Origin of the sequence: Abyssisolibacter fermentans (assembly GCF_001559865.1) — a bacterium.
Taxonomy (GTDB): Bacteria; Bacillota; Clostridia; order Tissierellales; family MCWD3; genus Abyssisolibacter; species Abyssisolibacter fermentans.
Genome location: NZ_LOHE01000037.1, coordinates 11,615 through 36,579, shown reverse-complemented (window position 1 = coordinate 36,579; position 24,965 = coordinate 11,615). Strand labels below are relative to the sequence as shown.

Annotated in this window: 24 protein-coding genes; 6 read left to right on the top strand and 18 right to left on the bottom strand. The window is 28.8% G+C overall.

Annotated features, from left to right (window positions below; translation table 11 throughout):
• The first annotated feature begins 220 nt into the window (after positions 1 to 220).
• Both AYC61_RS03775 and AYC61_RS03770 read left to right on the top strand, forming a co-directional pair.
• Entirely contained in the window at positions 221 to 3,760 is a 3,540-nt protein-coding gene (locus AYC61_RS03775) for a lectin like domain-containing protein (RefSeq protein ID WP_066497117.1), read from the top strand.
• Between the two features lie 157 nt (positions 3,761 to 3,917).
• Positions 3,918 to 4,955 carry an Ig-like domain-containing protein gene (locus tag AYC61_RS03770; RefSeq protein WP_156456333.1) on the top strand — a complete coding sequence of 346 codons (1,038 nt, stop codon included), beginning with the start codon at positions 3,918 to 3,920 and terminating at the stop codon, positions 4,953 to 4,955.
• A gap of 81 nt (positions 4,956 to 5,036) precedes the next feature.
• Here AYC61_RS03770 and AYC61_RS03765 read toward each other — a convergent pair whose 3' ends face one another.
• From AYC61_RS03765 to AYC61_RS03735, 8 genes are all read right to left on the bottom strand, one after another.
• Positions 5,037 to 5,879: a DUF2785 domain-containing protein gene (locus AYC61_RS03765; protein ID WP_066497112.1), complete on the bottom strand. Its 843-nt coding sequence runs from the start codon at positions 5,877 to 5,879 to the stop codon at positions 5,037 to 5,039.
• 84 nt (positions 5,880 to 5,963) lie between these two features.
• Positions 5,964 to 6,479 (bottom strand): ECF transporter S component, encoded by a 516-nt coding sequence (locus AYC61_RS03760; protein ID WP_066497111.1) that lies wholly within the window; start codon positions 6,477 to 6,479, stop codon positions 5,964 to 5,966.
• 204 nt (positions 6,480 to 6,683) lie between these two features.
• A complete protein-coding gene (locus tag AYC61_RS20995) occupies positions 6,684 to 6,857 on the bottom strand; it encodes a hypothetical protein (RefSeq protein WP_156456332.1) in 174 nt (57 codons plus the stop codon).
• A 67-nt stretch (positions 6,858 to 6,924) separates the two neighbouring features.
• A complete protein-coding gene (locus AYC61_RS03755; protein WP_162265431.1) occupies positions 6,925 to 7,950 on the bottom strand; it encodes a hypothetical protein in 1,026 nt (341 codons plus the stop codon).
• A 419-nt stretch (positions 7,951 to 8,369) separates the two neighbouring features.
• Positions 8,370 to 8,807: a MarR family winged helix-turn-helix transcriptional regulator gene (locus AYC61_RS03750; protein WP_066497108.1), complete on the bottom strand. Its 438-nt coding sequence runs from the start codon at positions 8,805 to 8,807 to the stop codon at positions 8,370 to 8,372.
• A 55-nt stretch (positions 8,808 to 8,862) separates the two neighbouring features.
• Entirely contained in the window at positions 8,863 to 9,522 is a 660-nt protein-coding gene (locus tag AYC61_RS03745) for a class I SAM-dependent methyltransferase (protein WP_066497107.1), read from the bottom strand.
• Positions 9,523 to 9,543: 21 nt separating this feature from the next.
• Complete coding sequence (locus tag AYC61_RS03740; protein ID WP_066497105.1) at positions 9,544 to 9,774, bottom strand: hypothetical protein; 231 nt, start codon at positions 9,772 to 9,774, stop codon at positions 9,544 to 9,546.
• A gap of 12 nt (positions 9,775 to 9,786) precedes the next feature.
• A complete protein-coding gene (locus tag AYC61_RS03735; RefSeq protein WP_066497103.1) occupies positions 9,787 to 10,170 on the bottom strand; it encodes a class I SAM-dependent methyltransferase in 384 nt (127 codons plus the stop codon).
• Between the two features lie 167 nt (positions 10,171 to 10,337).
• Between AYC61_RS03735 and AYC61_RS03730 the strand changes: the two genes are divergently transcribed.
• Positions 10,338 to 11,564: a glycoside hydrolase family 3 protein gene (locus tag AYC61_RS03730; protein WP_066497100.1), complete on the top strand. Its 1,227-nt coding sequence runs from the start codon at positions 10,338 to 10,340 to the stop codon at positions 11,562 to 11,564.
• A 67-nt stretch (positions 11,565 to 11,631) separates the two neighbouring features.
• On the opposite strand, the gene AYC61_RS03725 is transcribed toward AYC61_RS03730, so the two are convergent.
• Positions 11,632 to 12,042, bottom strand: a complete 411-nt coding sequence (locus AYC61_RS03725) for an NUDIX hydrolase (protein ID WP_066497098.1) — start codon at positions 12,040 to 12,042, stop codon at positions 11,632 to 11,634.
• 311 nt (positions 12,043 to 12,353) lie between these two features.
• Between AYC61_RS03725 and AYC61_RS03720 the strand changes: the two genes are divergently transcribed.
• Positions 12,354 to 13,427, top strand: a complete 1,074-nt coding sequence (locus AYC61_RS03720; RefSeq protein WP_066497097.1) for an NAD(P)H-dependent flavin oxidoreductase — start codon at positions 12,354 to 12,356, stop codon at positions 13,425 to 13,427.
• Between the two features lie 67 nt (positions 13,428 to 13,494).
• Here the strand turns inward: AYC61_RS03720 and AYC61_RS03715 are convergent, their stop codons facing one another.
• The 9 genes from AYC61_RS03715 to AYC61_RS03675 all read right to left on the bottom strand — a co-directional run bounded on the left by AYC61_RS03715 (position 13,495) and on the right by AYC61_RS03675 (position 23,459).
• The gene (locus AYC61_RS03715; protein ID WP_066497095.1) at positions 13,495 to 14,409 is read right to left on the bottom strand and encodes a BadF/BadG/BcrA/BcrD ATPase family protein; all 915 of its coding nucleotides are present in this window, start codon (positions 14,407 to 14,409) and stop codon (positions 13,495 to 13,497) included.
• 20 nt (positions 14,410 to 14,429) lie between these two features.
• Positions 14,430 to 15,152 (bottom strand): sugar isomerase domain-containing protein, encoded by a 723-nt coding sequence (locus AYC61_RS03710; protein WP_066497093.1) that lies wholly within the window; start codon positions 15,150 to 15,152, stop codon positions 14,430 to 14,432.
• Positions 15,153 to 15,232: 80 nt separating this feature from the next.
• On the bottom strand, positions 15,233 to 16,570 hold the full coding sequence (locus AYC61_RS03705) for a 6-phospho-beta-glucosidase (RefSeq protein WP_066497091.1): 1,338 nt from the start codon (positions 16,568 to 16,570) through the stop codon (positions 15,233 to 15,235).
• A gap of 18 nt (positions 16,571 to 16,588) precedes the next feature.
• Positions 16,589 to 17,965: a nucleotidyltransferase family protein gene (locus tag AYC61_RS03700; RefSeq protein WP_066497086.1), complete on the bottom strand. Its 1,377-nt coding sequence runs from the start codon at positions 17,963 to 17,965 to the stop codon at positions 16,589 to 16,591.
• Positions 17,966 to 18,159: 194 nt separating this feature from the next.
• Positions 18,160 to 19,107 (bottom strand): DUF7916 family protein, encoded by a 948-nt coding sequence (locus AYC61_RS03695; protein ID WP_066497084.1) that lies wholly within the window; start codon positions 19,105 to 19,107, stop codon positions 18,160 to 18,162.
• A gap of 4 nt (positions 19,108 to 19,111) precedes the next feature.
• Positions 19,112 to 19,435 (bottom strand): PTS lactose/cellobiose transporter subunit IIA, encoded by a 324-nt coding sequence (locus AYC61_RS03690; protein WP_066497082.1) that lies wholly within the window; start codon positions 19,433 to 19,435, stop codon positions 19,112 to 19,114.
• A gap of 26 nt (positions 19,436 to 19,461) precedes the next feature.
• Positions 19,462 to 19,770, bottom strand: coding sequence for a PTS sugar transporter subunit IIB (locus AYC61_RS03685; protein WP_066497080.1), 309 nt, complete (start codon positions 19,768 to 19,770; stop codon positions 19,462 to 19,464).
• 54 nt (positions 19,771 to 19,824) lie between these two features.
• Positions 19,825 to 21,060 carry a PTS sugar transporter subunit IIC gene (locus AYC61_RS03680; protein ID WP_066497074.1) on the bottom strand — a complete coding sequence of 412 codons (1,236 nt, stop codon included), beginning with the start codon at positions 21,058 to 21,060 and terminating at the stop codon, positions 19,825 to 19,827.
• Between the two features lie 80 nt (positions 21,061 to 21,140).
• A complete protein-coding gene (locus AYC61_RS03675) occupies positions 21,141 to 23,459 on the bottom strand; it encodes a hypothetical protein (RefSeq protein WP_066497072.1) in 2,319 nt (772 codons plus the stop codon).
• A 769-nt stretch (positions 23,460 to 24,228) separates the two neighbouring features.
• Between AYC61_RS03675 and AYC61_RS22245 the strand changes: the two genes are divergently transcribed.
• Positions 24,229 to 24,447, top strand: coding sequence for an MFS transporter (locus AYC61_RS22245; RefSeq protein ID WP_420806804.1), 219 nt, complete (start codon positions 24,229 to 24,231; stop codon positions 24,445 to 24,447).
• Positions 24,416 to 24,571, top strand: a complete 156-nt coding sequence (locus tag AYC61_RS21550; RefSeq protein ID WP_162265430.1) for a hypothetical protein — start codon at positions 24,416 to 24,418, stop codon at positions 24,569 to 24,571. Before AYC61_RS22245 ends, AYC61_RS21550 begins: the two co-directional genes overlap by 32 nt.
• The last annotated feature ends 394 nt before the right edge of the window (positions 24,572 to 24,965 follow it).

Here is a 24,965-nt window from a genome sequence, read left to right as displayed (position 1 = left end):
ATTTAAGTCAAATAACTTAATTACCAAAATATATTACTTTTTTACTTATTTTTATCAATTTCTACTTGGATATTATATGAATAATTAGAATAAAATTTATATTTTGTCTATCAGTTGTACGTAAATTGTATTATAATGAAATATATGTAATGATTTAATAGTAGTGTATTATAAAGGAGGTGTGAACGGTTGACTGAAAATAATTAAGTCAACAAATATTATGTACAATAAAAAATCACTTTTTATTTTCTTTTTAATTTTAAGTTTATTATTCACAAATCTATCTTTTGGGACACCATCGGTTTTTGCAGAAAAAAATAAATATCCAATAAAGTATGATCTAAGAGAACTAAACAGGTTAACCCCTGTCAAAGAACAAGGAAGCATAGGAAGCTGTTGGGCATTAACTTCAATAGCAGCCTTAGAATCATCTATTAAAACCAATGAAAGCATAGATTATGACTTTTCTGAAAACAATCTGATAACTCAATTGAGTAACAATTATTCTGATGGTTTTGATAGAGATGCAGATAATGGTGGTGATGACGCTTTAGCAACTGCTTATTATGCAAGCTGGAAAGGTCCTGTACTCGAAACAGATGACCCATATCCAGAATCTAAAAAAGCTGAGGATATTGTGATCAGAACTGGTAAAAAAGCTGCTAAACACGTTCAAGAAGTTATCTTCCTTCCCGAAAGAAAAAATCCACTGGATAATGACTTGATTAAGGAACATATTATGAAGTATGGTGCTATTTCTGCATCAACATGGAAAGGTACTAAGCAAACTTTTGGAAAATTTTATGATGAGAATAATTTTGCATGGTACTATCCTTATGACTATATGAATGATGAAGGGCATGGTCATTCAGTAAATATAATTGGATGGGATGATAATTATCCTAAAGAAAACTTTAAAATAACTCCTGATGGAGATGGAGCTTTCATAGCACAGAATACAAAAGGTTCTCTTTGGGGACAGCCAAACAGGGAAAAAAATATGGGTGGATTTTTTTACATATCATATTATGATATGATGCTGGGAACTAAACTAGATTCTAATATAGGTAACTCAGTTATTACAAGAATAGACAGTACAGATAATTATGATCATATATATCAATATGATCCTCTTGGTTATACAAAATCAATAACACCAAATAAAAATAATGAAGCTTGGTTTGCTAATAATTTCAGAATAAATAATACTAAACCTGAAGCACTAGCGGCTGTTAGTTTCTATACATTAGATGAAGATTTAGATTACACAATATATATGATAGATAATTTTAATGGTTCATTTAATGATATGAAAGAGCTTAAAAAAGGGAACATATCATTACCAGGATATCATACTATAGATTTAAATAAACAGGTACAACTAGACCCTAAGCAAAAAGTTTTAATACTTGTTAAATTAAAGTCAAAAAATAACACTACACCATCTATTGCTATTGAATCACCTGAAGGTATAATGTCAAGTAATGCAAAATCACATATCAAACAAAGTTATATTAAAAAATCTATTGATTGGAAAGATTTAAAAGGCATTGAGCATAACGCAAATGTATGCTTGAAAATGTTCACAAATGATTATCCACATTCTCAAGAAGAAATGATAAATGTTAGTGATATGAAAAAGGATGTAGACTTTTTAGTTGAGTGGACAAAAACACATCAACCCGTTGCTAAGTTAACAGGTTATACTGAAATGCAAAAAGCTACAATTGAAGATGTATATTCCAAAATCAATCAACCTATGACTAAGAAAGATTTTTACTTCATCATAAACAGATTATTTACAATGATGAATGATGGTCACACTAGTTGTCACTTTAGGTTATATGAACATGAAAAATATTTAAATCTTCCATTTGTATGGCTTGAAGAAGGTCCTATAGTATCAGATAATCTCGGAAAATTTATGATTGGAGATAAAATAATTAGTATAGGTGGTAAAACTCCTCAAGAGCTTGAGATAATGTTTAAAACTCAAATATCTACTGAAAACTATTATTGGCTTCATACACAAGCACCTTATTTTATTAATATATACAGCTATCTAAAACATTTTGATATGATAAATGATGATGAAACCGTTGACGTTGTAATAGAAAGACAAGGTAAAAACTTAATTATTAAAAAAGAATTTGAAATGTATGATGAAATAAAAACTTATTCATACGCTACATCACGAAATGATAACTGGCTTGAATATCGTATTGAACCAAAGAATAATTTAGGCTACTTTAGATTTGATAATTGGCCTAATGGCGAAGAATTAGAAATTCTTAAAAATAAAGTTGATGCATTCTTTAACGAAGTAGCAACTAATAAAATAAACAATATTGTTTTTGATTTAAGAGATAATAAAGGTGGATTTTCTCAGATTCTTGAATACATAATATCATATTTAGATACAGATACTGTCTATTCTCAGGATTATATAAAATATTTTAATCCTCCTAAAGTATCTGATGATATTTTATTTAAGGGTAATACCTATATAATGACATCTAATAGAAGCTTTAGCTGCTCCGTTTATGGAACTACTATACTTAAAGATAATGGTATAGCTAAAACAATTGGAGAACCAACTGGTGAGATGCCTGCATTTAATAGACATGGTAATGGTTCAGATGGTATATTACCAGCTACAGGTTGGAAATTCATGATGACAAGCTATACACCTAATAGACCTTTAGATCATGATGAAAGCGAAATATCTATTTCCCCTGATATTCCTGCTTACACTACAGCAAGTGACCTCATAGCAAGTAGAGATATTCAGCTAGAAAGAATGAGAGAAACAGCTAGAAACTTACCTTATGCTTTTTGTCCAAAAACTGTTAATTATACTGCTGACGAAAAAATAATAATTAAAAAGGATAGTGCATTTTACGTTGATAAAGCTAATGTTATTCACGTAGACGGTGTAATAAACAACATATGGATTGAAGATTGTATAAATCATGATCAAATAAATTTAGAGCTTGAGCAAGCCAGTGATATGTCTATAGAGCTTCCAAAATATTTAGAAAAAAACAAAACATATCATTTGATGATTGGTACAAAGACGCAAACTAAGTGTGTACTTTTTGATATATTAAACAAGCAAGGAGTTAACTTCGAAGATGAATATGATTATGTATTAGAAACAACTCCTGATGCCGAGTTATATATTGTTCGTGCCAAAAAGTCATATCTAGTAATTAATAATAACCATTTCAATAGTTTTATTATTGATGATTTTGAGAAATTAAACAAAAAAAATATTTGGATAGAAGATATTAAAACTCATGAAAAAATATACTATAAAAAATTAACTTTAAAAACAGGTGATAATATATATACAAAATTAGAAAAAACTCTACTTCCCAATAAAGAATATGTTTTAAAAATAAAATATGATGACACTGAATATACTGCTAAATTAAATATAGAAAACAAACCTATAAAATTAACTCTTCAACGTCATCATTATGTAGCAAAATATAATTATATTGTATTAAGTTTTAGTAAACCTATAAGCTCTAATATAAAAAATTCTGGAATAACACTAATTGATGAAAATGGAAAAAAATATTATGTAAAATCTCAAAGAGCTAATGATTGTTGTCAAATTTTACTAATTGTACCTCGCATGAATCTAAAACAAAATAAATTGTATACTCTAAAAATACCAAAGGGTAATATTAAGTCTATTAATAATAAAGTTTATGATAGTGAAATTCTAGTAGAATTTGAATACAATGAATGATTTTATTAAATTAATTACAATTTTGTAAATATTTAATCTAAAACAGGGTTTGTGTTTGATTTTATATAATTATTATATAATAATGTAATATTTGTTATTAAACTTATTTTATAGGAGGTGTATTGTTGGCATAACTATTAATTTGCCAACGACAATTATGAGTAATAAAAAATCAATTTTAGTTTTTATGTTAGCTTTATCATTACTATTTGTTAATTTACCATTTTCATCAAATGTTTTAGCACAAAGTAATAATACTATAAAAATAGCTCCTGATGGAGAATTATTTATAGTACGAGCTGTAGACGGAGCTATTTCTATCAACAATACAAAATGCCCAGATTTTATAATAAATTTTGATAATATTGAAAAAAATGATATTTGTATATTGGATGTAGCAAATAATCTAGAAATTCCTTTTAAAGATTTTATATTGAGATCAGGAGATGATATATATACTAAATCAACATTAACTTTAAATCCTGATAAACAATATATACTCAAAATACAACATGCAAATGGTACATACACAGCAAATTTGATTATTGATGAGCAGGCATTACCTTTAGATTTCGAACCATATGCAGATTCTTATCAATATTATACTCCAAGATTTAATTACATGATATTAGCTTTTACAAAACCATTAGATACAAATTTTGATTTATCTAATTTTGTTTTAACCGATCAAAACAATAATATTATTCCATTAGCTAAAGTCGAAAGAGCATGTGGATGCTATGACCAACTAATAATCACACCTAGTGAAAAGCTTGCACCAAATAATACTTATACTTTATCAGTACCTGCTGGTTCTATTAAATCAATTAACAACGAAGTATACAATGAAGATATCATAGTTGAATTCGAGCATGTATTATTTGATTTTGAACCTTATGAAAATTCTTCTTATTATACTTATCAATATAATTACATCAAATTAAATTTTACAAAATCAATAAAAACTCAATTTGATATATCTAATTTTGTTTTAACTGATGAAAACAACAATATAATTTCATTAGATCACATTGAAAGAGCATATGAATGCTATGATATATTGTTAGTCATACCTAGTCAAAGACTTACTCCAAATAAAACTTATACTTTATCAGTATCTGCTGGTTCCGTCAAATCAATTTACAATGAAGTATACGATAAAGATATTATAGTTGATTTTGAATGTATTCAGTAGCTTAATAATAAAAATCCTCCTTTACCTATATTATGGAGGATTTTTATTCTATTAGTAAAATATTATTTTAGCCCATATTTATCAATTATAAGTGTTGTTTTTGTACCTATTAGTATTTTCTAAAATTTCATGTAAAACATCTACAATATTTTGAAACTCAAACCTATTATTTAATCTAAAATATAAACTTCTAAAAAGGTTTTTAACATTAACATAGATTATAAGATCATGTGGATATACTTTAACTTCTGTCATTTTTTCAAAACTTTTTATCCACTGAATTATTTCAACCTCAGGTATTTGTTTTCTTTCTAATACTGACACTACCGCTGTAACTATTCTTTCATCTTCTTCATAAATGTACCCGTATTTACTTATGATTATTTTATTATGTATAGAAGATAGTATTCTTTTTAGATCATTGTAATCAATCTCTTCACACCTTGCTAATTCATCCAAAGTATCAGCTCCGTGACAAACGCTATCTATCCATCCTTTTCCTTCTACATAACCTCTTACATCTATATCTTCATCATAGAATTTTATAACTTTTTCAAAAATAATATCTATATCGTTTTTAGATAAAAATTTATCATGTCTATGATTATACAAAACTGAGCCTACTATTAAAACTGAAAAAGCTCTTACAAATGAAGTATCATCTGTTCTACCAAGTCCACATAATAAATGATTTTCATCCAAACAGATATAGAGTATTTTATAAATTTCTTCTTTTGTTAAGACATTATCTATTATCCATTTTGATAGAATAGAAAAACACAACTTGTCTCTAAGCTCTCCATCTGTATCACCTAAATAATCAACCATTTCTAAAGCTAAATCAAACGATTTATAACCTTTTGGTACTTCATAATTGTTTTCTTTTACTGTTTTTAGTAAAACTTTTAATTCTCCTTTATTCACAATAGTTCTCCTTTTTTAATTTAATTATATAATCTGTACTCTGACAACATTATGTCAGTGAGAACTAATTTCTTTATTAAAAGTTTAATTTAATTTCATATATGCTTTTTTTACTTGTATACCGATAGGTAAAGCTATTATAATTCCTACTGTTGTAGTTAATAATGATCCTGGAATTTTACTTAATGGAGCAATAAAATTCCCCAAAAAGAAAACATTTGTGAAATAATACCCAACTAATGATACAATTCCTCCAATAATATATGCAAATAAATTTACTTTCATTCTAAGCCCATTACCTTCATATTTATGTACTATCAAGGATACTACAAAAGCCATAGCCCCTTTAATTATTAATGTAAATGGTGCATAAGCAACAAATCCGCCTATAATATCAAATAAAAACATTCCTCCACCAGAAGCAATTGCTGCATCTATAGGATTTAATAAAAGTGCAGTTATAAAAAGAGCTGTTGTCCCTAAATGCATCATACTTGCACCTATAGGTATGTTAATAAATGTAGCGACCAAGTTAAATGCAGCAAGCAATGCCAAAATTACAATTCTTCTAGTAGTCCATCTATTTTTCTCTATTTTCATCTAATCACTCCCTTATTTAAAACACAATTCTATTATTCCACAGTTTTTAAATATGGTCAATGAGAGTTTTTGTTTAAACAGCAAGATATACTATTCAAAAAAAAGCTGAAAATAAAACAAAAAAAATTGTTTACTGTGTTAAAATCGCAAAGTAAAAAGGTTGCTAAACACAACCTTAATATGCTAGTTATATATTTTTAAAAATTATGACTTATATAATATAGCCTTTTCATTTATATTTTTATCTATTGCCTTTCCGCTTTTATTAATCTTTTTTAAAGATGAAGCAAACATTTTTAATTGTATAAGCCTATCTTCACTAATGTTAGAAGTAACAATTCTTCTATTACTTCTTTTTTCTCCTTTATAAGAACACATTAATTCACTTCCTTTTCATACTCAATATTTAATATTTAAAAACTTATTCCAATATCCATATATTTAATCAATTAACCTTGAAACTTTTTTTATATATAAAATCCAAAAAATCATCATAATCTTGTAATATGTATTCCATTGCATAACTAATATTATCAAAATAAGTTCCTAACAGCAGGGCTGTTGAATATAGAATATTAGCTATTTCTCTATCAAAAACTTTATCATTGTTATAAACTAATGTATCACATGCTAGATATCCAAATATTTTTTTACTACCTTCTTGACACAGTATAGGCACTGTTACTGATGAATTGTAATGTTTAGTGAAATCTGCATTTTCATTCATGTAATTTTCACTATTTTTATTAACACAATTGCATACATACATTTCTTTTTCTAAACATTGCAAAAAATCAGAGTTTAAATATATAGAATATTTTTTCTCACCTATTTCTCTTTTCCCTTCCATGTATGTCATTGAATCTCTAAATGCAGTAAACACTATTGTATCAAAATAATCTTCTCTTTGTCTTAATGGTTTATTTAAAAGCTTGATTGTAATAGCCACGTTATATGCTTTATCTTCACAATTAAGATAAGATTCTATTTCATTTTTAAGGTGTGTTGTAATATTAGATAATACTCTTCTGTATTCATCAATAATTCTATCATAGTGTTTTTGCTTAGTATTAGCTATCATTTTATTTTTTTTATTTTCTATTTTTTCTTCATCAACTTTACTATTTTTCATTAACTCTACATATTCTCTAATATCGTCAATTTCTGCAAAGTATTCATCATTAAATGCATATAATCTAGGTAAAAACTTATTTAATGTACCATTGATATATTTGTAATAAATTATCAAACCCTTACATTTAGCCTTGCAATTCTTCTGTATTTTTTCAATATTGTCTCTATCACATCTTAATTGATTTAGGTTGTTTTTATATTTGAAGTATAATATCATTTGTATAATACCAACAGAAATTAATAAAATAGAATTAAAAATTACAATAGAAATTACTATCCACCATTCTAAAGTATCTTGTTTTGTTATTCCTATGTAAGATAAAATAAAGCCCATCATAGTTATAACGAAATAAAAACAATTTATAACCTTCTGTAAATGCTCTCTCATTTTATCTTTTAAGTTAAAAATAATCTATCCCCCCTCTAATGCCTACCCTTATCCATATCTAATATATTAGCCATCTATTGAAAATATTCCGATAGGCTTTACATTTGGTAAAATAATCATTAAATGTATGTGTATATTAATATTTTATTTATTAATATATTTTATGAATTCTATTGTATTATGGTTATTATTGCAGTAGTATGTAGGATATTAAGGCTCATCTAAAGTTTCTTTTTAAATAATTTTTAAGTGTTTATTTAGGGCACTTCTGCATAAATAAAAAAACATTACTCAATATTATATGATACTAAGCAATGTTTTGTTTTTTCTATGATATTCTATTTTCTAAATCAGTTTGATTTAACTTATTATTCTTCAATTTTACTTGCTATCTTATTAAGCAAGCTTAACAATTCCTCTTTTTCATTATCATCATCTAAAGCATTTAATAACCTACTACATACAACGTGTTCTAATTCTAAATGTTCCTTTTGTGCAAGCTTTCCTTCTTCTGTTAATTTTAATCCAAATGAACGTCTGTCTCTTTTACTTATAAATCTTGTCAAATAATTTCTCTTTTCTAACCTATCTATAGCACTCGTTAACGTACTTTTTGGTGTTTCTAGAATATCGCTTATTTCTTTCAATATAATATCTGGATTTTCTGAAACCAAATTTATAATTCCTATTTCTATAGTAGTTAGTCCTTGTAATTTTTTAAATTGCTTTTCCAATTCACTATTATCTAAAGCCTTATTTATTCTATGTAATAGTACATTCAGTAATTTAATCTGATTTTCTTGCATTTAATCACTCCTATAGCATTTAATATAACAATATTTTTAATCCGTATAATACTTCTTAATTAACTTTTTTACTAGCAGCAACATAATAATTCACTGGTTCTTTATTTAAAACATCTCTTTCTTTTATTACGAAGTTGTGTCTTATTAAATAATCATCTATATCTTCTTTTTTATAATACGATAAATAAGGTATGATGCCAAGTACTTTAGCAATTTTGAGTACAGTAAGCATTATATGTTGTTTTATTTTTACAGGTTCAGCGTAACAATCAGTAGCCATTAATAAAAATCCATTTGGTTTTAATAATCTGTATATTTCATTTAATAACATATCAGGTTCTTTTACAATATGTAAAGCATTGAATAATAATATGGCATCAAATGATTCGTCTTTATAATTTAAGTTATATCCATCAGCCACCTTAAACTCTACATTATTTATTTTAAGTTTATTTGCTTTTTCTTTAGCTACAATTATCATTTCATTTGATATATCAATTGCTATAATCTTCTTTACAGTTTCAGCAATGCCAAAAGTAACTAACCCTGTTCCACATGCAATTTCTAATACATCAAAATCATTTTGAAGTATTTTATTTGAATTCTCTATTGAAAGTTTATATGCATCATCATATATGCTACACTGTTTATCATATTTACTAGCAAGCTTATTCCATATTTTTTTCTCTTTAAATATTCTTTTACTATTGTCCACCTTACATTCCCCTTTAACTCATTATTTATTTACTCTTGCTGTAACAATAAATGTGTCCATGTATAATCTTCTCCAGTCTATATCAACAAATCCACAATCGCCTAATAGCCTAGTAATCTCTTTTTTAGAACATATTCTATAGTCTCCATCATCACTAAATTTAGTAAAAAAATTAACCACTTGCCTTAAAATCACAACAAACCACGGATCTCCTATAATAATATGTCCTCCATTTTTAAGTACTCTATTCATTTCCTTTAAAGCTTAAATAGGTTTAGGATAACAATGAAATGAATCTATACATAAAACAACATCAAAAGTATTCTTATCCCACGGTAGATTTTCTGAATCTCCAATTTTTAATGCAACGTCATCATTTAATTTTTTCTTAGCAACTCTTATCATTTCACTCGAAAGATCTAAACCACAAAATGTAATATCCTCTTTCTTTGGTATCATAGATAACATATTACCTGTCCCACAGCCAATATCTAAAATAGATTTATACTTTATAGTACTAAGTTTCTCTAAAACCATACCATATATTTTACTTGAATGTTTACCATTAAAAGTTGTATCATAACAATCTGCTTGCGCATTAAATGTTTTTAATGATTTTTCTTTAATAATATCAGTATTATTCAACATAATCATCTCCCGTTTATTTGACACTAGTATTATTCGATATTAATATATTACTATTATCGTACTATTTTGTCAATTCTAATTTGTTTAATTAATTCTATTTTGAACAAGATAATAGTATAAATAACAATGTAAAATAAACAATTAATCACTAGAAAGGAAAGGTAGATATGCATATTTATTTAAATATTATATTAACTATTTCATTGTTTTTAGCAAGTTGTTTATCAAATTTTGATATTATTGATAAGGGTATCAGTCTAATAAATAATCCTACTAAGGCAATAGCTAATAGTATATTAAGTCAAATGACTTTAGAAGAAAAAATAGGGCAAATGTTTATGGTTGATGCTGATTCTCTTGATAATAAAAGAAATTTAACTGTATTAACTGAAAACTCTAAAGAATTATTGGCAAAATATAAATTAGGTGGCGTAATTTTTTTTAAAAACAATATTGTATCAATAAATCAAACACAAAAACTCATTAGTGATTTACAAGATAATTCAAAAATTCCCCTATTTATATCAGTTGATGAAGAAGGAGGAAAAGTATCTAGAATTGCTAGTAATCTAAATATGCATGCTACTGTACTACCAAATAGCAATATAATAGGTAATACTAAAAAATCAAAAAATGCTTACCTAATAGGACAAATACTAGGAAAAGAAATTTCATCACTTGGCTTTAATATGAACTTTGCACCTGTAGCAGATATTAACACTAATCCCAAAAACCCAGTAATTGGTGTGAGATCATATGGCAATGATGAAAAATTAGTTGCTGAAATGGTTTATAACTGTATTGTAGGTATGCAAGATCAGAATGTATCATCTGTTATCAAACATTTTCCAGGTCATGGAGACACAGCTACTGATACACATAAAGGCACTGTAATAATTAAGCATGATATTGAAAGACTTAGAAGTATAGAATTTATTCCATTTAAAAAAGGAATTCAAGCCGGTGTAGACGGTATAATGATTGCACATATAAAAGTACCTAATGTTACAAATGAAGAAATAGAAGCATCTCTTTCAAAAGAAGTTGTAACTAACATATTAAGAAATGAATTAGGTTATAAAGGATTGATTATAACAGATGCTCTAAATATGTGTGCTATAGCTAATGTATATGGTACAAAAAAAGTATGTGTCAAAGCTGTATTAGCAGGGGTAGATATATTACTAATGCCTATTCCTTTTGAAGAAGGCTACAATGAAGTTTTAAAATCTGCAAAATCAGGTATTATAACAGAAGAAAAAATAAATGAATCAGTTATAAGAATACTTGAAACTAAAATAAAAAGAAAGCTATTTGAAAAAACTCAAAAAAATCCAGAAAAAGAACTCGGCAGTCAACAAAATGTGGAAATACTAAAAAGTATTTTAGAATAAACCACTACTTAGTTTCTTGCTAATAATATGTGATTCGTATATCCCAAGTATCTCCACATAACCGTGATTAATCATCTAATAGTTTATTAAAGTTCCAATTTTTCATTCTTTCTTTAAAAGACTCATACAGACAGTCTATAGATTCTATACTTGCATCTACCCATTTATATTTATCATGTTCATCTGACAGTCTGATTTCACCTTTTTCTAGCTTACATAAATAGATTATTCCTGTTATCTGACGATTTTCATATACTACGTTCCAAGTGTCTAATAATCTAAATGGTTTAACACGTAAACCCGTTTCTTCTTGTACTTCCCTTAATAAGGTGTCTTGTGCTGTTTCAGAAAATTCCATTCTACCACCCGGTAAGTCCCACAATTCTTCCTTTACTCTTTTCTTATGCATTATTAAAAATTTATCTTTATCAATGATAATAGCTTTAACTGAAAACTCAATTTTTTTATTATTTTCCACTAGCACACCTTCCATTTTAAAAGTATTTGATTTATCAAAAGTTACTCACTAAAACATATTATACTTTAATATTATAACATTAAAAATTGTGCTTTTGAGGAAAAACAAGTATAACTAGATAAAATATTAAAATGTCTAAAATGTCAATGTGTTATAAAAAAACAAACCTGAGTAATAATAGTAGTATAACTTTTTTATGATAATATTTTAAATAGAATAAAATTTAATTATTTCTTTCTTTTTTAATTAAAAACATGTATACTATTATTACTAGGTACTAATAACTATTATTAGTACAAGGAGGTGTTGATATGAATTTACCAAAGCTAAAAATTGGTGATCTTGTTGCTAAAATACCTATTGTTCAAGGTGGAATGGGTGTAGGAATTTCTCTATCATCCCTTGCTGGGAATGTTTCACTAAATGGAGGCATAGGTGTTATTTCAGGAGTTGCTATTGGTTTTGACCAACCTGATTACTTTAAAAATAAAAAAGAAGCTGATATAAAAAGTTTAAGATATCACATAAGAAAAGCAAAGGAAATTTGCAACGATGGAATAATAGGAGTAAATATAATGACCGCTTTAAATAATTTTGAAGAAATGGTCAAAGAGTCCGTTAAGGAAAAAATTGATATAATTTTTTCTGGTGCAGGACTTCCATTAAGTTTACCCAAGTTTGTCAAAGGTACTACAACAAAAGCAGTTCCTATTATATCTTCAGGTAAAGCAGCTTCAGTAATTTGCAGAAGTTGGGATAGAAAACATAATATAATTCCTGATGCTTTTGTTTTAGAAGGACCAGAAGCAGGCGGACATTTAGGCTTTAATCTTGATGATTTAAACAATCCCAAAATAAAACTTGTTGACCTTTTAAAAGATGTGCTTGAATCAATTAAGCCATATGAAAAAAAATATTCAAGAAAAATACCAATAATTGCAGGTGGTGGAGTCTTTAATGGTAAAGATATAGCTCATTTAATCAAATTAGGTGCATCTGGTGTACAAATGGGCAGTAGATTTGTAGCAACTTACGAATGTGATGCTTCGGATGAATTTAAACAAGCTTATGTCAATTGCACTAAGGATGATATAACTCTTATAAAAAGCCCAGTAGGTTTAATTGGTCGAGCTATAAAAAATAATTTTTTAGATGAAGTTGAATTAAATAAAAGACGACCTGAAAAATGTATAATTAACTGTTTAAAAGGTTGTAATCCTTCTACTGCACCTTATTGCATTGCTGATGCTTTAATTAATTCTCAAAAAGGTAATATGCAGCATGGTTTTGCTTTTGCGGGTGCACAAACTCATAGGATAGATAAAATAGTACCTGTTAAAGAGCTTATGAATGAACTTGTAACTGAGTCAAAAAAATATTTATAAATATATAAAAATCGGTAAACAAAACTACTGGCAATTACTTAATATTTTGCTAGTAGTTTTGTTATCTTTACTTAAATAATGCAAGTTTTACAGCTCCATACCAAGCTCCTTGCCTTAGTTTAATCACCTTAATATTTGGGTAAATTTTACTTATTTCTGTTTTAAATTTATCATAAACAAATTTATTATTTACCAATATACTCCCATGAGCTATCAATGTTATTTCTTGCCCTTTATATTTCATTCTTTTCAAAATTGTCTGAGTTAAAAAAACAAGTTCTTTTGAAGCTTGATATAAAATAGCTTTTGAAGTGCTATCACCTTCTTGATAAGCTCTGTCAACTACCACTGATAACCCAGCTATTATCTTCTTATTAAAGGGAACTTTATAAATATAATTTATGAATTCTTCAACATCTTGAATACTTATTTCATCCATTAGCATACATAACAACTTTGATTTTTCACCTTTTTCATCCCAACTTTTAAGAGCTTTATTTATAGCTTGAGTAGCAATCCAATAACCACTACCTTCATCACCTATTAAATAATCCCAGCCTCCTGCTCTATAACAATTCCCCACAGTATCTTCACCATATGCTATAGAACCTGTTCCTGCTATAATAAGTATTCCTTCACCTTTTTCAATTCCAGCCTTCAAGGAAATCTCTGCATCATTAGTCACTGCTATTAATCCTTCTATTCCCAATGATTTTATTAACTGCATCATTCTTTGTTTATCTGCTTTACTATCTATACCAGCTGATCCAATACAAAATGAACTGCAATTTTCTTTGTTTAAATTATTTCTTTCAAGCAAAGCATTTACCGCAAGATGTATATTTTCACTAACTGTTTCTAGTGATGACGAGTTTATATTAGTTGTGCCGGTGATTGTCTTATCTATGAATTTGCCATTTAAATCTGCTATTGCAATGGTACTTTTAGTACCTCCACCTTCAATTCCTATTACAAAATTCAAATTCAATCCACTCCTTAAGCCTATAAATGCTTGATTCTCGCCTTATATTTTTTATAAAGATCATCATTGTCTGTACCATCAACATTTTGACTTCCCAAAATTGGAAGATCAAAACCTTCTTCTGTCAATGTTTTCAAAGCTTCTGCTACAATACTATTAAGAATAGTAATACCTGCAATAGTAGAACCTGGACCAGATTTTTTACCATTAAAGTCTAATAAACTATCACCACTCGGAACACAATTATCTAAAACAATATCACCTAATTCATATAATTTCTTTCCGCTTGAATCTCTTGATTGACAACTTTTAGCATGATTTAAAGATGTAATTACTATTAACTTTAAACCTTCTTCTCTTGCTTTTAAAGCCATCTGAACAGGTACACTATTGCGTCCAGAATTAGATATAATGATCATTAAATCATCTGGTTCAATGTCATAATGGTCCCATAATATTTCAGCTAATCCACTTAATCTCTCAAGCTTACTTCCCTTTGTTGCTCCAGAAGCAATTGTAACAGTATCATCTAACATAGCATTTATATTAGCCAGACCTCCCGCTCTATCAAACAATTCTTCACTAATCATATGAGAATGACCTGTTCCAAATATATGAATTATTTTTTTATTCTTAATTTTATCAACAAACAATTTAGATGTTTCAATTATTTTATCATATTGTGTAATACTTATTTGATTAATCAATTTTTGAGCTTCTTCTATATAACTTAATGCTGACACTTATATCTTCTCCTTTTTATTTCCTTATTTCCTGAAAACATGCAAAATTATATTAGGTGGAGTATCTCCACTTAATATAATTAATTTTTTAAATTCTCTTTATAATAAGTTTTAAACTGTGGTAAATATTCAATATTTTCTTTAATAATATCATCTAATATTTTTTTTGCAACTTTAGAGCTTGTTACTAAAGGATTCATAATTAAAGCCTGTACTGCGGTATTATAATCACCTGTAATTGCAGCTTTTATTGTTAATTCTTCATAGGCTTTTACAACCTGCAATAAACCTCTTATTTTGGCTTCCACCATCCCTACATTTAAGGGCATCGCTCCATGCTTTGTTATAAGACAACTGGTTTCTATAACTACATCGTTAGGCAAATCAGTTATAGCTCCATTATTCCTTGTATTTACAGGCATAACAATCCTTTGATCATTATAAATGGCATTTATTAAGCTGCATGCTGCATCTGAATAATATTGTCCTCCTCTTAATTCAAGCTGCTTTGGCTTAATATTAAGATTAGGGTTTTCATATAATTCAAACAATTCCTCTTCAACTTTTTTAACAACTTCCCCTCTGGTACCTTCTGTTTCAGCTGCTTTTTTTTCTTCATCTAGCATCTCATCAGTATGATAAAAATATCTATGGTATGGGCAAGGTAGCATATTTAAATCTTTTAATTGCTCTTTTAACCATTCATTATCAGGTATATTTTTAACACCATATTCTAAGTCATCGATTAAAGCATCTACAACCTTTGCTGTTACGTCTTTCCCATTGTAGTATATATTTCTTCCCCAAACTAAATGATTAAGACCAACAAAATGCACAAATACTTCATCCTTACTAACATCTAAAGCCTTCGCTGCTGCCATTTGCATCAATATAGGAACATTACAAAGTCCTATACATTTAATATTAGTATGTTTTAATACTGCCTCTGTAATGATTCCCGATGGATTTGTAAAATTAATAAGCCATGCATCAGGACATAATTCTTCCATATCTTTGCATATGTCTAATATTACAGGTATCGTCCTCTGAGCTTTTGCAAATCCTCCCGCACCAGTAGTTTCTTGACCTATACAACCATATTTCAAAGGTATTTTTTCATCTCTTATTCTTGCAGCTAATAACCCAACTCTAAATTGAGTTGTTACAAAATCAGCTCCTTTTAAAGCTTTTTTTCTATCCATAGTCAAGATAACTTCACAATCTAATCCCGCTTTTTTTACCATACGCTTTGCTAGTCCTCCTACAGTTTCCAGCTTATGCCTGCCTTCTTCAATATCAACTAGCCATAATTCTCTTACAGGTAGTTCCTTGTATCTATTAATAAAACCCTCTATAATTTCAGGTGTATAACTAGAGCCACCACCTATTGTTACAATCTTCAAACCTTTGTTTTTCATCTCTATTACCTCCTAATATTACCAACCGTATTTCTCTGGTCCCCATTTTTTATCTATCCTATTTTGCTCTATAATAACTAGCGTATTTGATAGTACTTCTCTATTAATTATTGCTCCCGGCCATAACACTGAATTAACTCCTACTTTAACACCCGGAAAAAAAATATTACCTACGCCTGTTCTGCTATGATCACCAATACATATTGCATCTGAAAAATCAGATGGTATTTCTACTCGTCCATTGATAACATTTGGTGTTTCTGTATCATCAAATCTTAAAGAACCTGTTATACATCCAGCTGCAATATCTGTATAACTACCAATGATGCCATTAATTTCACTATTATGAGCAATACTAACATTATCAAATGTTATGCCGGACATCTCTGCGTTAAAACCAATTTTATTATTATTACCAATAGTAGTATACTCCTTGATATTACATGTATCTTTTATCATTGTGTTATTACCAATAACTACATTGCCTTCTATAATTGGTCCATAGTCAATAATAGTATTATCTCCTATATATATGTCTCCTTTTATTATTACATTTTTCCCTATTCTACTACCTTTACCCAATCTAACTTTCCCATCAATTACAGCAGTTTCGTCTATATAAGCAGTCTTATGTATATCATTTTCTTTCATTAAAGAAAACAAATCATCAATAACAACCTTATTTGCCTCTAATATATTCCACGGTTTATCGACATCTATGCAGTAATTTTGAACCTCAACATTTAATATTTTTTTACTATCTTCAATCATCATCTGTAAGCTTTGCAACAAATCTGACTCTTTAGGCGGCATACCTCCAACACATACATTTTTCATGTATCCAGGATTAGTTTCAAGATACTTTACAACTTCATTGTTTAAAACAAAAACCCCACTAAGTCTGGTATTTACATAATGACTTCTCGGGTGACCATAGATATTCTTTATTTCATCGTCCTGTACTTTAGCACAAATCCAATCAATTGATCGCTCATCTTTCTTCAAATTTTGTGTCAAAGCTGTAGGTATTTTATTTTTCTTATATGCATCTATAACAGCCTTAATACTATCTTCGTCCACTACTGTATCACCAAATACTACTATATAGTCTTGTCCCTTTATTTGCTTTAAACCTTTTAACAAGCTTTTTGCAGTACCCTCTGATTGGTTTTCTTCAATAATCGTTATATTTGTTTTATCTTTTAAAAAATATTTAACCATCTCACTATTATAGCCTGTTACAACATATATTCCTTCTAGGTTCAACCTCTCTAACTGCTCTACAAGCCTAACAACAATAGGTTTATTTACTATAGGTATACAACATTTTTGCCACCAATCATTAAATGGCCAAATTTTTCTACCCTTGCCTGAACATAATATAACACCATACAATTTCACTTCCCCTTTCTAGAATATTGAACAAGTATTAAAATTCACTAGGAATTATACGAGATTTTTTTAAATGCCTTAAAATATTGTTTTAATAAAAGCCACATCTTTATAAAGCAGTATAATTCTTGTATAATTCCCTTACTATTAGTCATCTAGCATTTTAATTTTATTACAAATTTATACCTGTGCTTATACTATTTTCTTATTGAATATGACATTCGTCTATATGTATGCCTTTTCCCACGAATAGCAATAGATAATGCCATTATGTTCTCAGGATCTGCTATTCCACAATGTCCCGCATCTCCAATATGAATAACATCAGCTCCGGCCATTTTAGACATTAGCCCAATTTTTTCTATTACATTTATACTGGCACTTTCTTGTGATGTTCCCATTGCAGTTTTAGCTAATGCACCTGCTTCATGTATTACTTCTATTTGTCTTTTAGCCAAATCTTGATCCATTCCAGGTACTGTACCAGGTGCTGGAATCATAACAACATCAGCTCCGGCATTTGCAAAGTCCTTTAAAATTTGAGGATCATATACATTTTCTCTACCAGCTCCATGCATCTTTCCTGCTATAATCATCACTCTATCTCCTAAGATATCTACAGCCTTTTTAATTCCTTCAACTATTGTATTAATAGTAACACCGGTGTTTGGATTACCGGTTATAACTATATAATCAAAACCCAACTTTATTGCTTTTTTAAGATTTTCTTCATTAAGCTGTAGTCCTTTTGGATACAAAAATCCTTCAGGTACTGGCTCCATATTGACTCCTACGAATCGTCCCAAAATATTTTTCAAATTTCTGATATAATCATTATTTGTACTATTTGCTTTAATTTGTTTCCCTAATTTTATATAGCTACTAGCTACGTTTTCATCTACTATATCAAAATCTTCTAATCCAAAAACAAAGGGCATATTAAAATCAAATGTGTTTAATGTTATCATATCAGCACCAAAAGATGCAGCCAGCTCAGGATTACTTACTCCATATACCATTGATTGACTACTAATTACTGTTTCACACATTATTGTTCTACCTTCGGATTTTTTAATAGTCTTTATAAGCTCTTTTTTTGAAAATGTTGTAACATCATTATGATTTAATTCAAAAATTCTTTTCAATTACTCACTTCCTAATTTCTATTTTTGAAATTGTCTCATATAGACAAACCATTTCTTCAATTAAATCCATTGCTAAAGAAGCTCCCATTAGATGATCTTGTGCATGTACCATTAATATGTTCACTTTTGTTTCACTGCCATTTGCTTCTTTCTGGAGCATTTCTGTTTGAACATGATGTGCTTTCAAAAACTCACTCTTGGCTTCTTTTAATAAATCTTGAGCTTTTTCTGTATTACCTGTTTTTGCTTCTTTTAATGCTTCAAAACTAAGGCTTTTTGCATTCCCTGCATGAACAATTAGTGTTAATGCTATTTCTTCTAGTTTCATATTCCAGTCTCCTTTCAATAAATTACTTAATTATTAAATGTTTCTATAGCTAGTTCTAAAGCCTTTTTGCCATTAATCATTCCATAAATCATCGGAGGTATAACTGTATATTTTTTACAGTGGACTCCACATAAATCTGATACCATTTTTTCTTTGTATTTAATCTGTGGTCCAAGCATTACAATATCAAAATGATCTATTAAACTCTCTAGTTCAATAATTGATCTAGCCATTATTTCTATATCTTTAATTCCTTGTTTTTCAGCTTCTTGCTGCATCTTTTTAACTAATAAACTTGTTGACATTCCTTCATTACATAAAAGTAATATTTTCATTAAAATAACCTCCTTTGTTTATAACAGAATTTTTATGTTTCAATGCAATATAATTTATTTATTTACACCCTTTAAATTTTGTTTCTCACATGCCTTAAAGAATGGATAATATATTACTGCTGCAATGATAATTGATATTAAACTCCACACAGCAGCTTTCCAATCTCCACCTGTTATTAAATATGGACCGATAACAGCTGGCATTGTCCAAGGTACTGCTACAACAGGTCTACCAATTATATTTAAGGCCATTAAAATATATGTTGATGTTGTTAATAATAATGGAGTAACTACAAAAGGAATTAACATCATTGGATTAAGCATTATTGGAAAACCAAATATTACAGGTTCATTTATTTCAAATATTGCTGATGGTAAAGCTAAGCGTCCTAATTGCTTGTAGCCTTGATCTTTAGATTTAATCATTAACAATACAAGTGCAAGTGTAGCACCGCTACCTCCAATATTAATGAACATTGGTATAAAACCTTCCGCAGTGATATATGGTATCGGTTTTCCTGCTACAAAAGCTGCTGCGTTTGCTGCTAAGAATTGAAGTGTTATAGGTTCAGCAACAGCTCCCATAATTGCATCTCCATGTATCCCTACAGCCCATAATAAAGAAGTAAGTAATACGAAAACTATAATTCCTGGTAGTGTATTTAAGGCAAATACTGCTGGTTGAAAAATCATAGTTACAAAGGCTGTTACATCAAATCCTAAAAGTATTCTAATTACCCAAAGTGAAGTAATTAAAAAAGTAATTGGTAATAATGCCCTAAAAGAATTTCCGATAGATGGTGGTACATTTTCAGGTAATTTTATAACAATATTTTTCTTTTCAAAAAATTTTTGAATCTCAACTGCATATATCGCTACAATTATAGCTGTAAAAAGTCCCTCTGCTCCAAAATTGTCTGTACTAAGCCCACTACCAGGTTGAAGCTGTAAGACTAAAAATCCTACTAATGACATAGCTGCACCCATTATTGTATTTTCACCAAATTGTTTAGCTAAATTATATCCTATACCTACAACTGCTATTATTGCTAATACCCCAAAAGTAATATCAACAGGAGCGAAAATTTTATCTGCATAAGGTGCTATAAGTTCTTCCCACCCAGGAATAGGCAAACATCCAATAATTAAGAAAATACTTCCTGCAATTGTGAAAGGAACAGTAACAACTATACCATCTCTAATACCTTTGAGATATTTTGAATCACCTAATTTAGCAAGTGTTGGTAGAGCTTTTTCCATTAACCACGTCAAAAACCTGTTGTTTTTCATATTTATATCTCCTCTCTTAGTATAATACGGACAAACGTTTGAAATTTATTGTTCTTTATATACTCGATAAAAAATGACAATTATTCTGTAATCATACCATGGAAACGACCTAACCAATATGGTAATGTATATGTTGTAGACCCATCAAGTATTTCGCCATGCTCACTTCCACCTTTTATTTCAAATGGACATCTATTATACTTTTTTACATCCATTTCATCCATTGGAAGAGCTACGAACCAACTATTTCCATTTGGACCTTTTGACAAAGCTCTATTCGTACCGTTATAGTCAATAATATCATTACGTCCACTATTATCGACAAGCCATCTTCTTGTATCTATAGGATGACGTTTTAAAGCCCATGCTGCAGTTTCAAGATTTGCCTTTCCTAATGTATTAGGATATGCAAGTTGATATATATAAAACCAAAGTGGGTTATTGCCATATTGTATACTTATCCACCAATCATCTATGCCTGCACGATATTTTTCTATAAGTGTAGAATCTGTTTCCATTTGAAATAATAAATAGTATGCAAGCATTGCCATTTCTTCATCTGAGTAGTTAAGCTCTGCTTGTACTTCCATAGCTGTTTCTCTTGAATATGGGTCAAGTCTCGGGTCGTTATCAGGTGCATATGGATGATCCTCTTTATACCCACGTACTATCATTTCATTAAAACGATCTCTATATTCGCTTTGAAGGTCTGCATATCTATATGGATCAGCTAGAGCTAACTTACAATACTCAGTTTCCCACTTACTTTCACCAGTAAGATATGCTGCAGTTTTAAATACTGATAATAATACTAAACTATTAGTTGTACAATCTTCCCAAGCATAATCATTATTAAAATAATTACGTGTCATTTTACCCCATGAAGTAGGTTGACCCGTAGCATCTGTTAAGCAGTAATCATTCTCTAATACATGTTGAGCTATGTTACGGCTTGTATCCACAATAATCTGACCTAATTCTTTATCTCCATTTGGTCCTGCACATAATGTATCATATGCAACCTTGTAGATGAAAAGATGTCCTATAATTTCATCTGTACTTGTATCAGCTTTATAGATTACATCTGTGTCTGTATAATTTGTACCATCCCCTTTAGGTATTGACCTGTAAAGATTTGCAAGTCTTGCTGGTAATTCTAAACTTGCGTCTACTTCAATACCTGCAAAATCTTCAACTTTTTTTGCTCTTCTATTTACTTTTTTATACTCACTTCTTGCTGGATCATCAGGACCTGTGCCAGGTTCAAATGGCATAGCTTTTGATATCATTTTTCCATCTTTAAGCATCTTCTTAAAAAAGAAACCATCCCCAATAGGTACAGGTTCAGATTCTAATCCGTCAAGATGATATGAACGAGCTATAAAACCTTTCATTGTACGTTTCTGAGTTTCTCCTTCACCTTTAGTTACCCAATCACCTTGAACTTTTGCTTTATAAATATCTGCAGGATTTAATAAATGCATACCTTTCATTCCTACTGGTCCTTCGATTGGATATAAGAAGGTAGAATCACCATCTTTTCTTAAATATTCTTTAGACATTAAATTAGATTCATTAACAAGATGTCTTATTTTAGCATCTATTTCTCCATCCCTTGATGAAATATTTGCAAGCAAAAGAACTGCTTCAACTGATTTAGTTGCTCTTTTTCTTGCTTCTTCCTTTTTTACAGGATCAGTTTCTACTGCATATCTGAAGCACTCTCCTGCTGCATACATTGCTGTCCATAAACCATCATTATCCGATACTTCTGGTACCCATTCACCATTTACTAATTTTGACTGTGATACCATACCACGACGACTTACATTTTCTTGTGTATAGTTACTCATTAATATTGCCTTTTCTGTATATCCCATAGGTTTCATTTCAATGTGAGATACACCTGTTTCTGTAAGTACCCAAACACCTTTGTTATTATCTGACACAATAAACTCTATTTTGTTATTTGTATCATAAAAATAACGAGGACCTGTAAAATATTGTACTTTATCTCTTTCATCCTTTTCAAATGGATCAATTCTCATCATACCATTATTTGCACCAAACCACATTACACCGTCTTTATCAATGACTGAAGCGTTTACACCTAAATTTATTGGATAAAGATTTGAACTAATACTATTACCTTTCAAAGCAATATGATCTTTAATAGTTTGTGGGATTTCAGCATCAGTTTTAGTATACTTAGTTACAAATTTTTGTAATGTTTCACCTACTTTAATAGGTGTTCCACTATAGTTTACAACTTTTCTAGTTGAGTTACTAACCTTACCATCCTTAGTACTAGCATAAGTTTCGTTCTGACTTGTTATTGCTAAAGTAATTAACGAAAAAACACATACAACCGTAACCATCTTAAATACTCTTTTTTTCATTATATACCTCCTCTTGTCTAATATAGGCAAAAATTTATTACTTTAAAAATAATTGTCATGACATCAATTTTAATTTGCCTAGTATATTATATATGCAAATATTATACCAAAAATACCTTCCCTGATTTATCAGTCTTAACGTAACTAGTTGGATGTGTATGAATGTGTATAATTTAGTGTATATTCTTTTTACCACACATATAAACCAGAATGAATAAACACTTTTACTCTTAGTACATGATTTAATCCACTTATATTAGCTAATACTTTATATTTTAATAATATAAACATCTTAATATATGCATACTGTATATATTATCCTATAAGTCACTGTTCACTTTATCAAACTACACATAATTTTTGTTGGTACAAAGTTTGCTTTATAATATTCAGTTAATAAAACAAGCTCTTTATTTTTAAGATTCATGTAGAATTTGCACTAATATAAATTAATTCATTATAAACGGAGGTACTGTCATTAAAAAATGTCTTTAAAATAACTAATAAGTCAACATTAAGCAACTAAAATTTTCAAATCTAATATTTTTTTACATACAACTATCGGAGCTTATTATCCATTTCAATTTGTATATCTTAAAAGCTTAAGATGTAGTAATACTTATATCAGAACAATAATTGCTATTATTTCTCTTGTTACAATACTCGCACAATATTTTTGGGATTTGTAAGTGATTGGATACATCAGTAAAGAAAGTCTTTATTCCTTGTCTAACAACTGCGGCTACGTTACTAATTACATTACCACTGTATTATAAATCTTCATATTATCTGTATAGTTATGTGTATAATTTCTTTCTTTAAAACTGTATTACCACCATTATTAGATAATTGGACTATAGAAGAAATTAAAAATGAGAAAAAATTTACATACAGACCCATTAGGTTATGGGGATTTATAGGATTTACTTTGACTGTTTTTATTATGTATAAAAGGTGTGTATATTATTATTTATTCACTTTCACCTGAAGAAACTAAAAGCACAGCTCAAACTCTTGCTACTGCTTTTTATGTCGGTATAAGTGGTATTGTAGGTAGTTATATTAGGAGATTAATTATGATAATTTTGGGATTAAATATATGTTTAGATTAGTTGGCTACATAAGCTTAGGTATTACAGTCTTATTATTTTATCTTTTCACCTTAAAATTTTTGTTCTAGATTACATCAGAAAACTTTACTCTAAATTAATCAACTCGCCATTAGTTTGATATAATAAATAATTTAGGCATAAAAAAAATAAATAGTCAATTTGTAAAGTAATTTTGATTATTTTCTAGGCACTCAATCCCACACATACTTACTGTATGTAAATGATTGAATAACAACAAAAATACTCAAAAGAACGAGCAAGATGACTAGTTTATTTTTTGAATGTGCCTTACATCAAAATTAAGATTAGCGTTCTATATTAAGAAACATGGAGATGAAAAATGAAAAATTATCTCCATATCATTTAACTGTGACAATTGAAATGACATTCACTT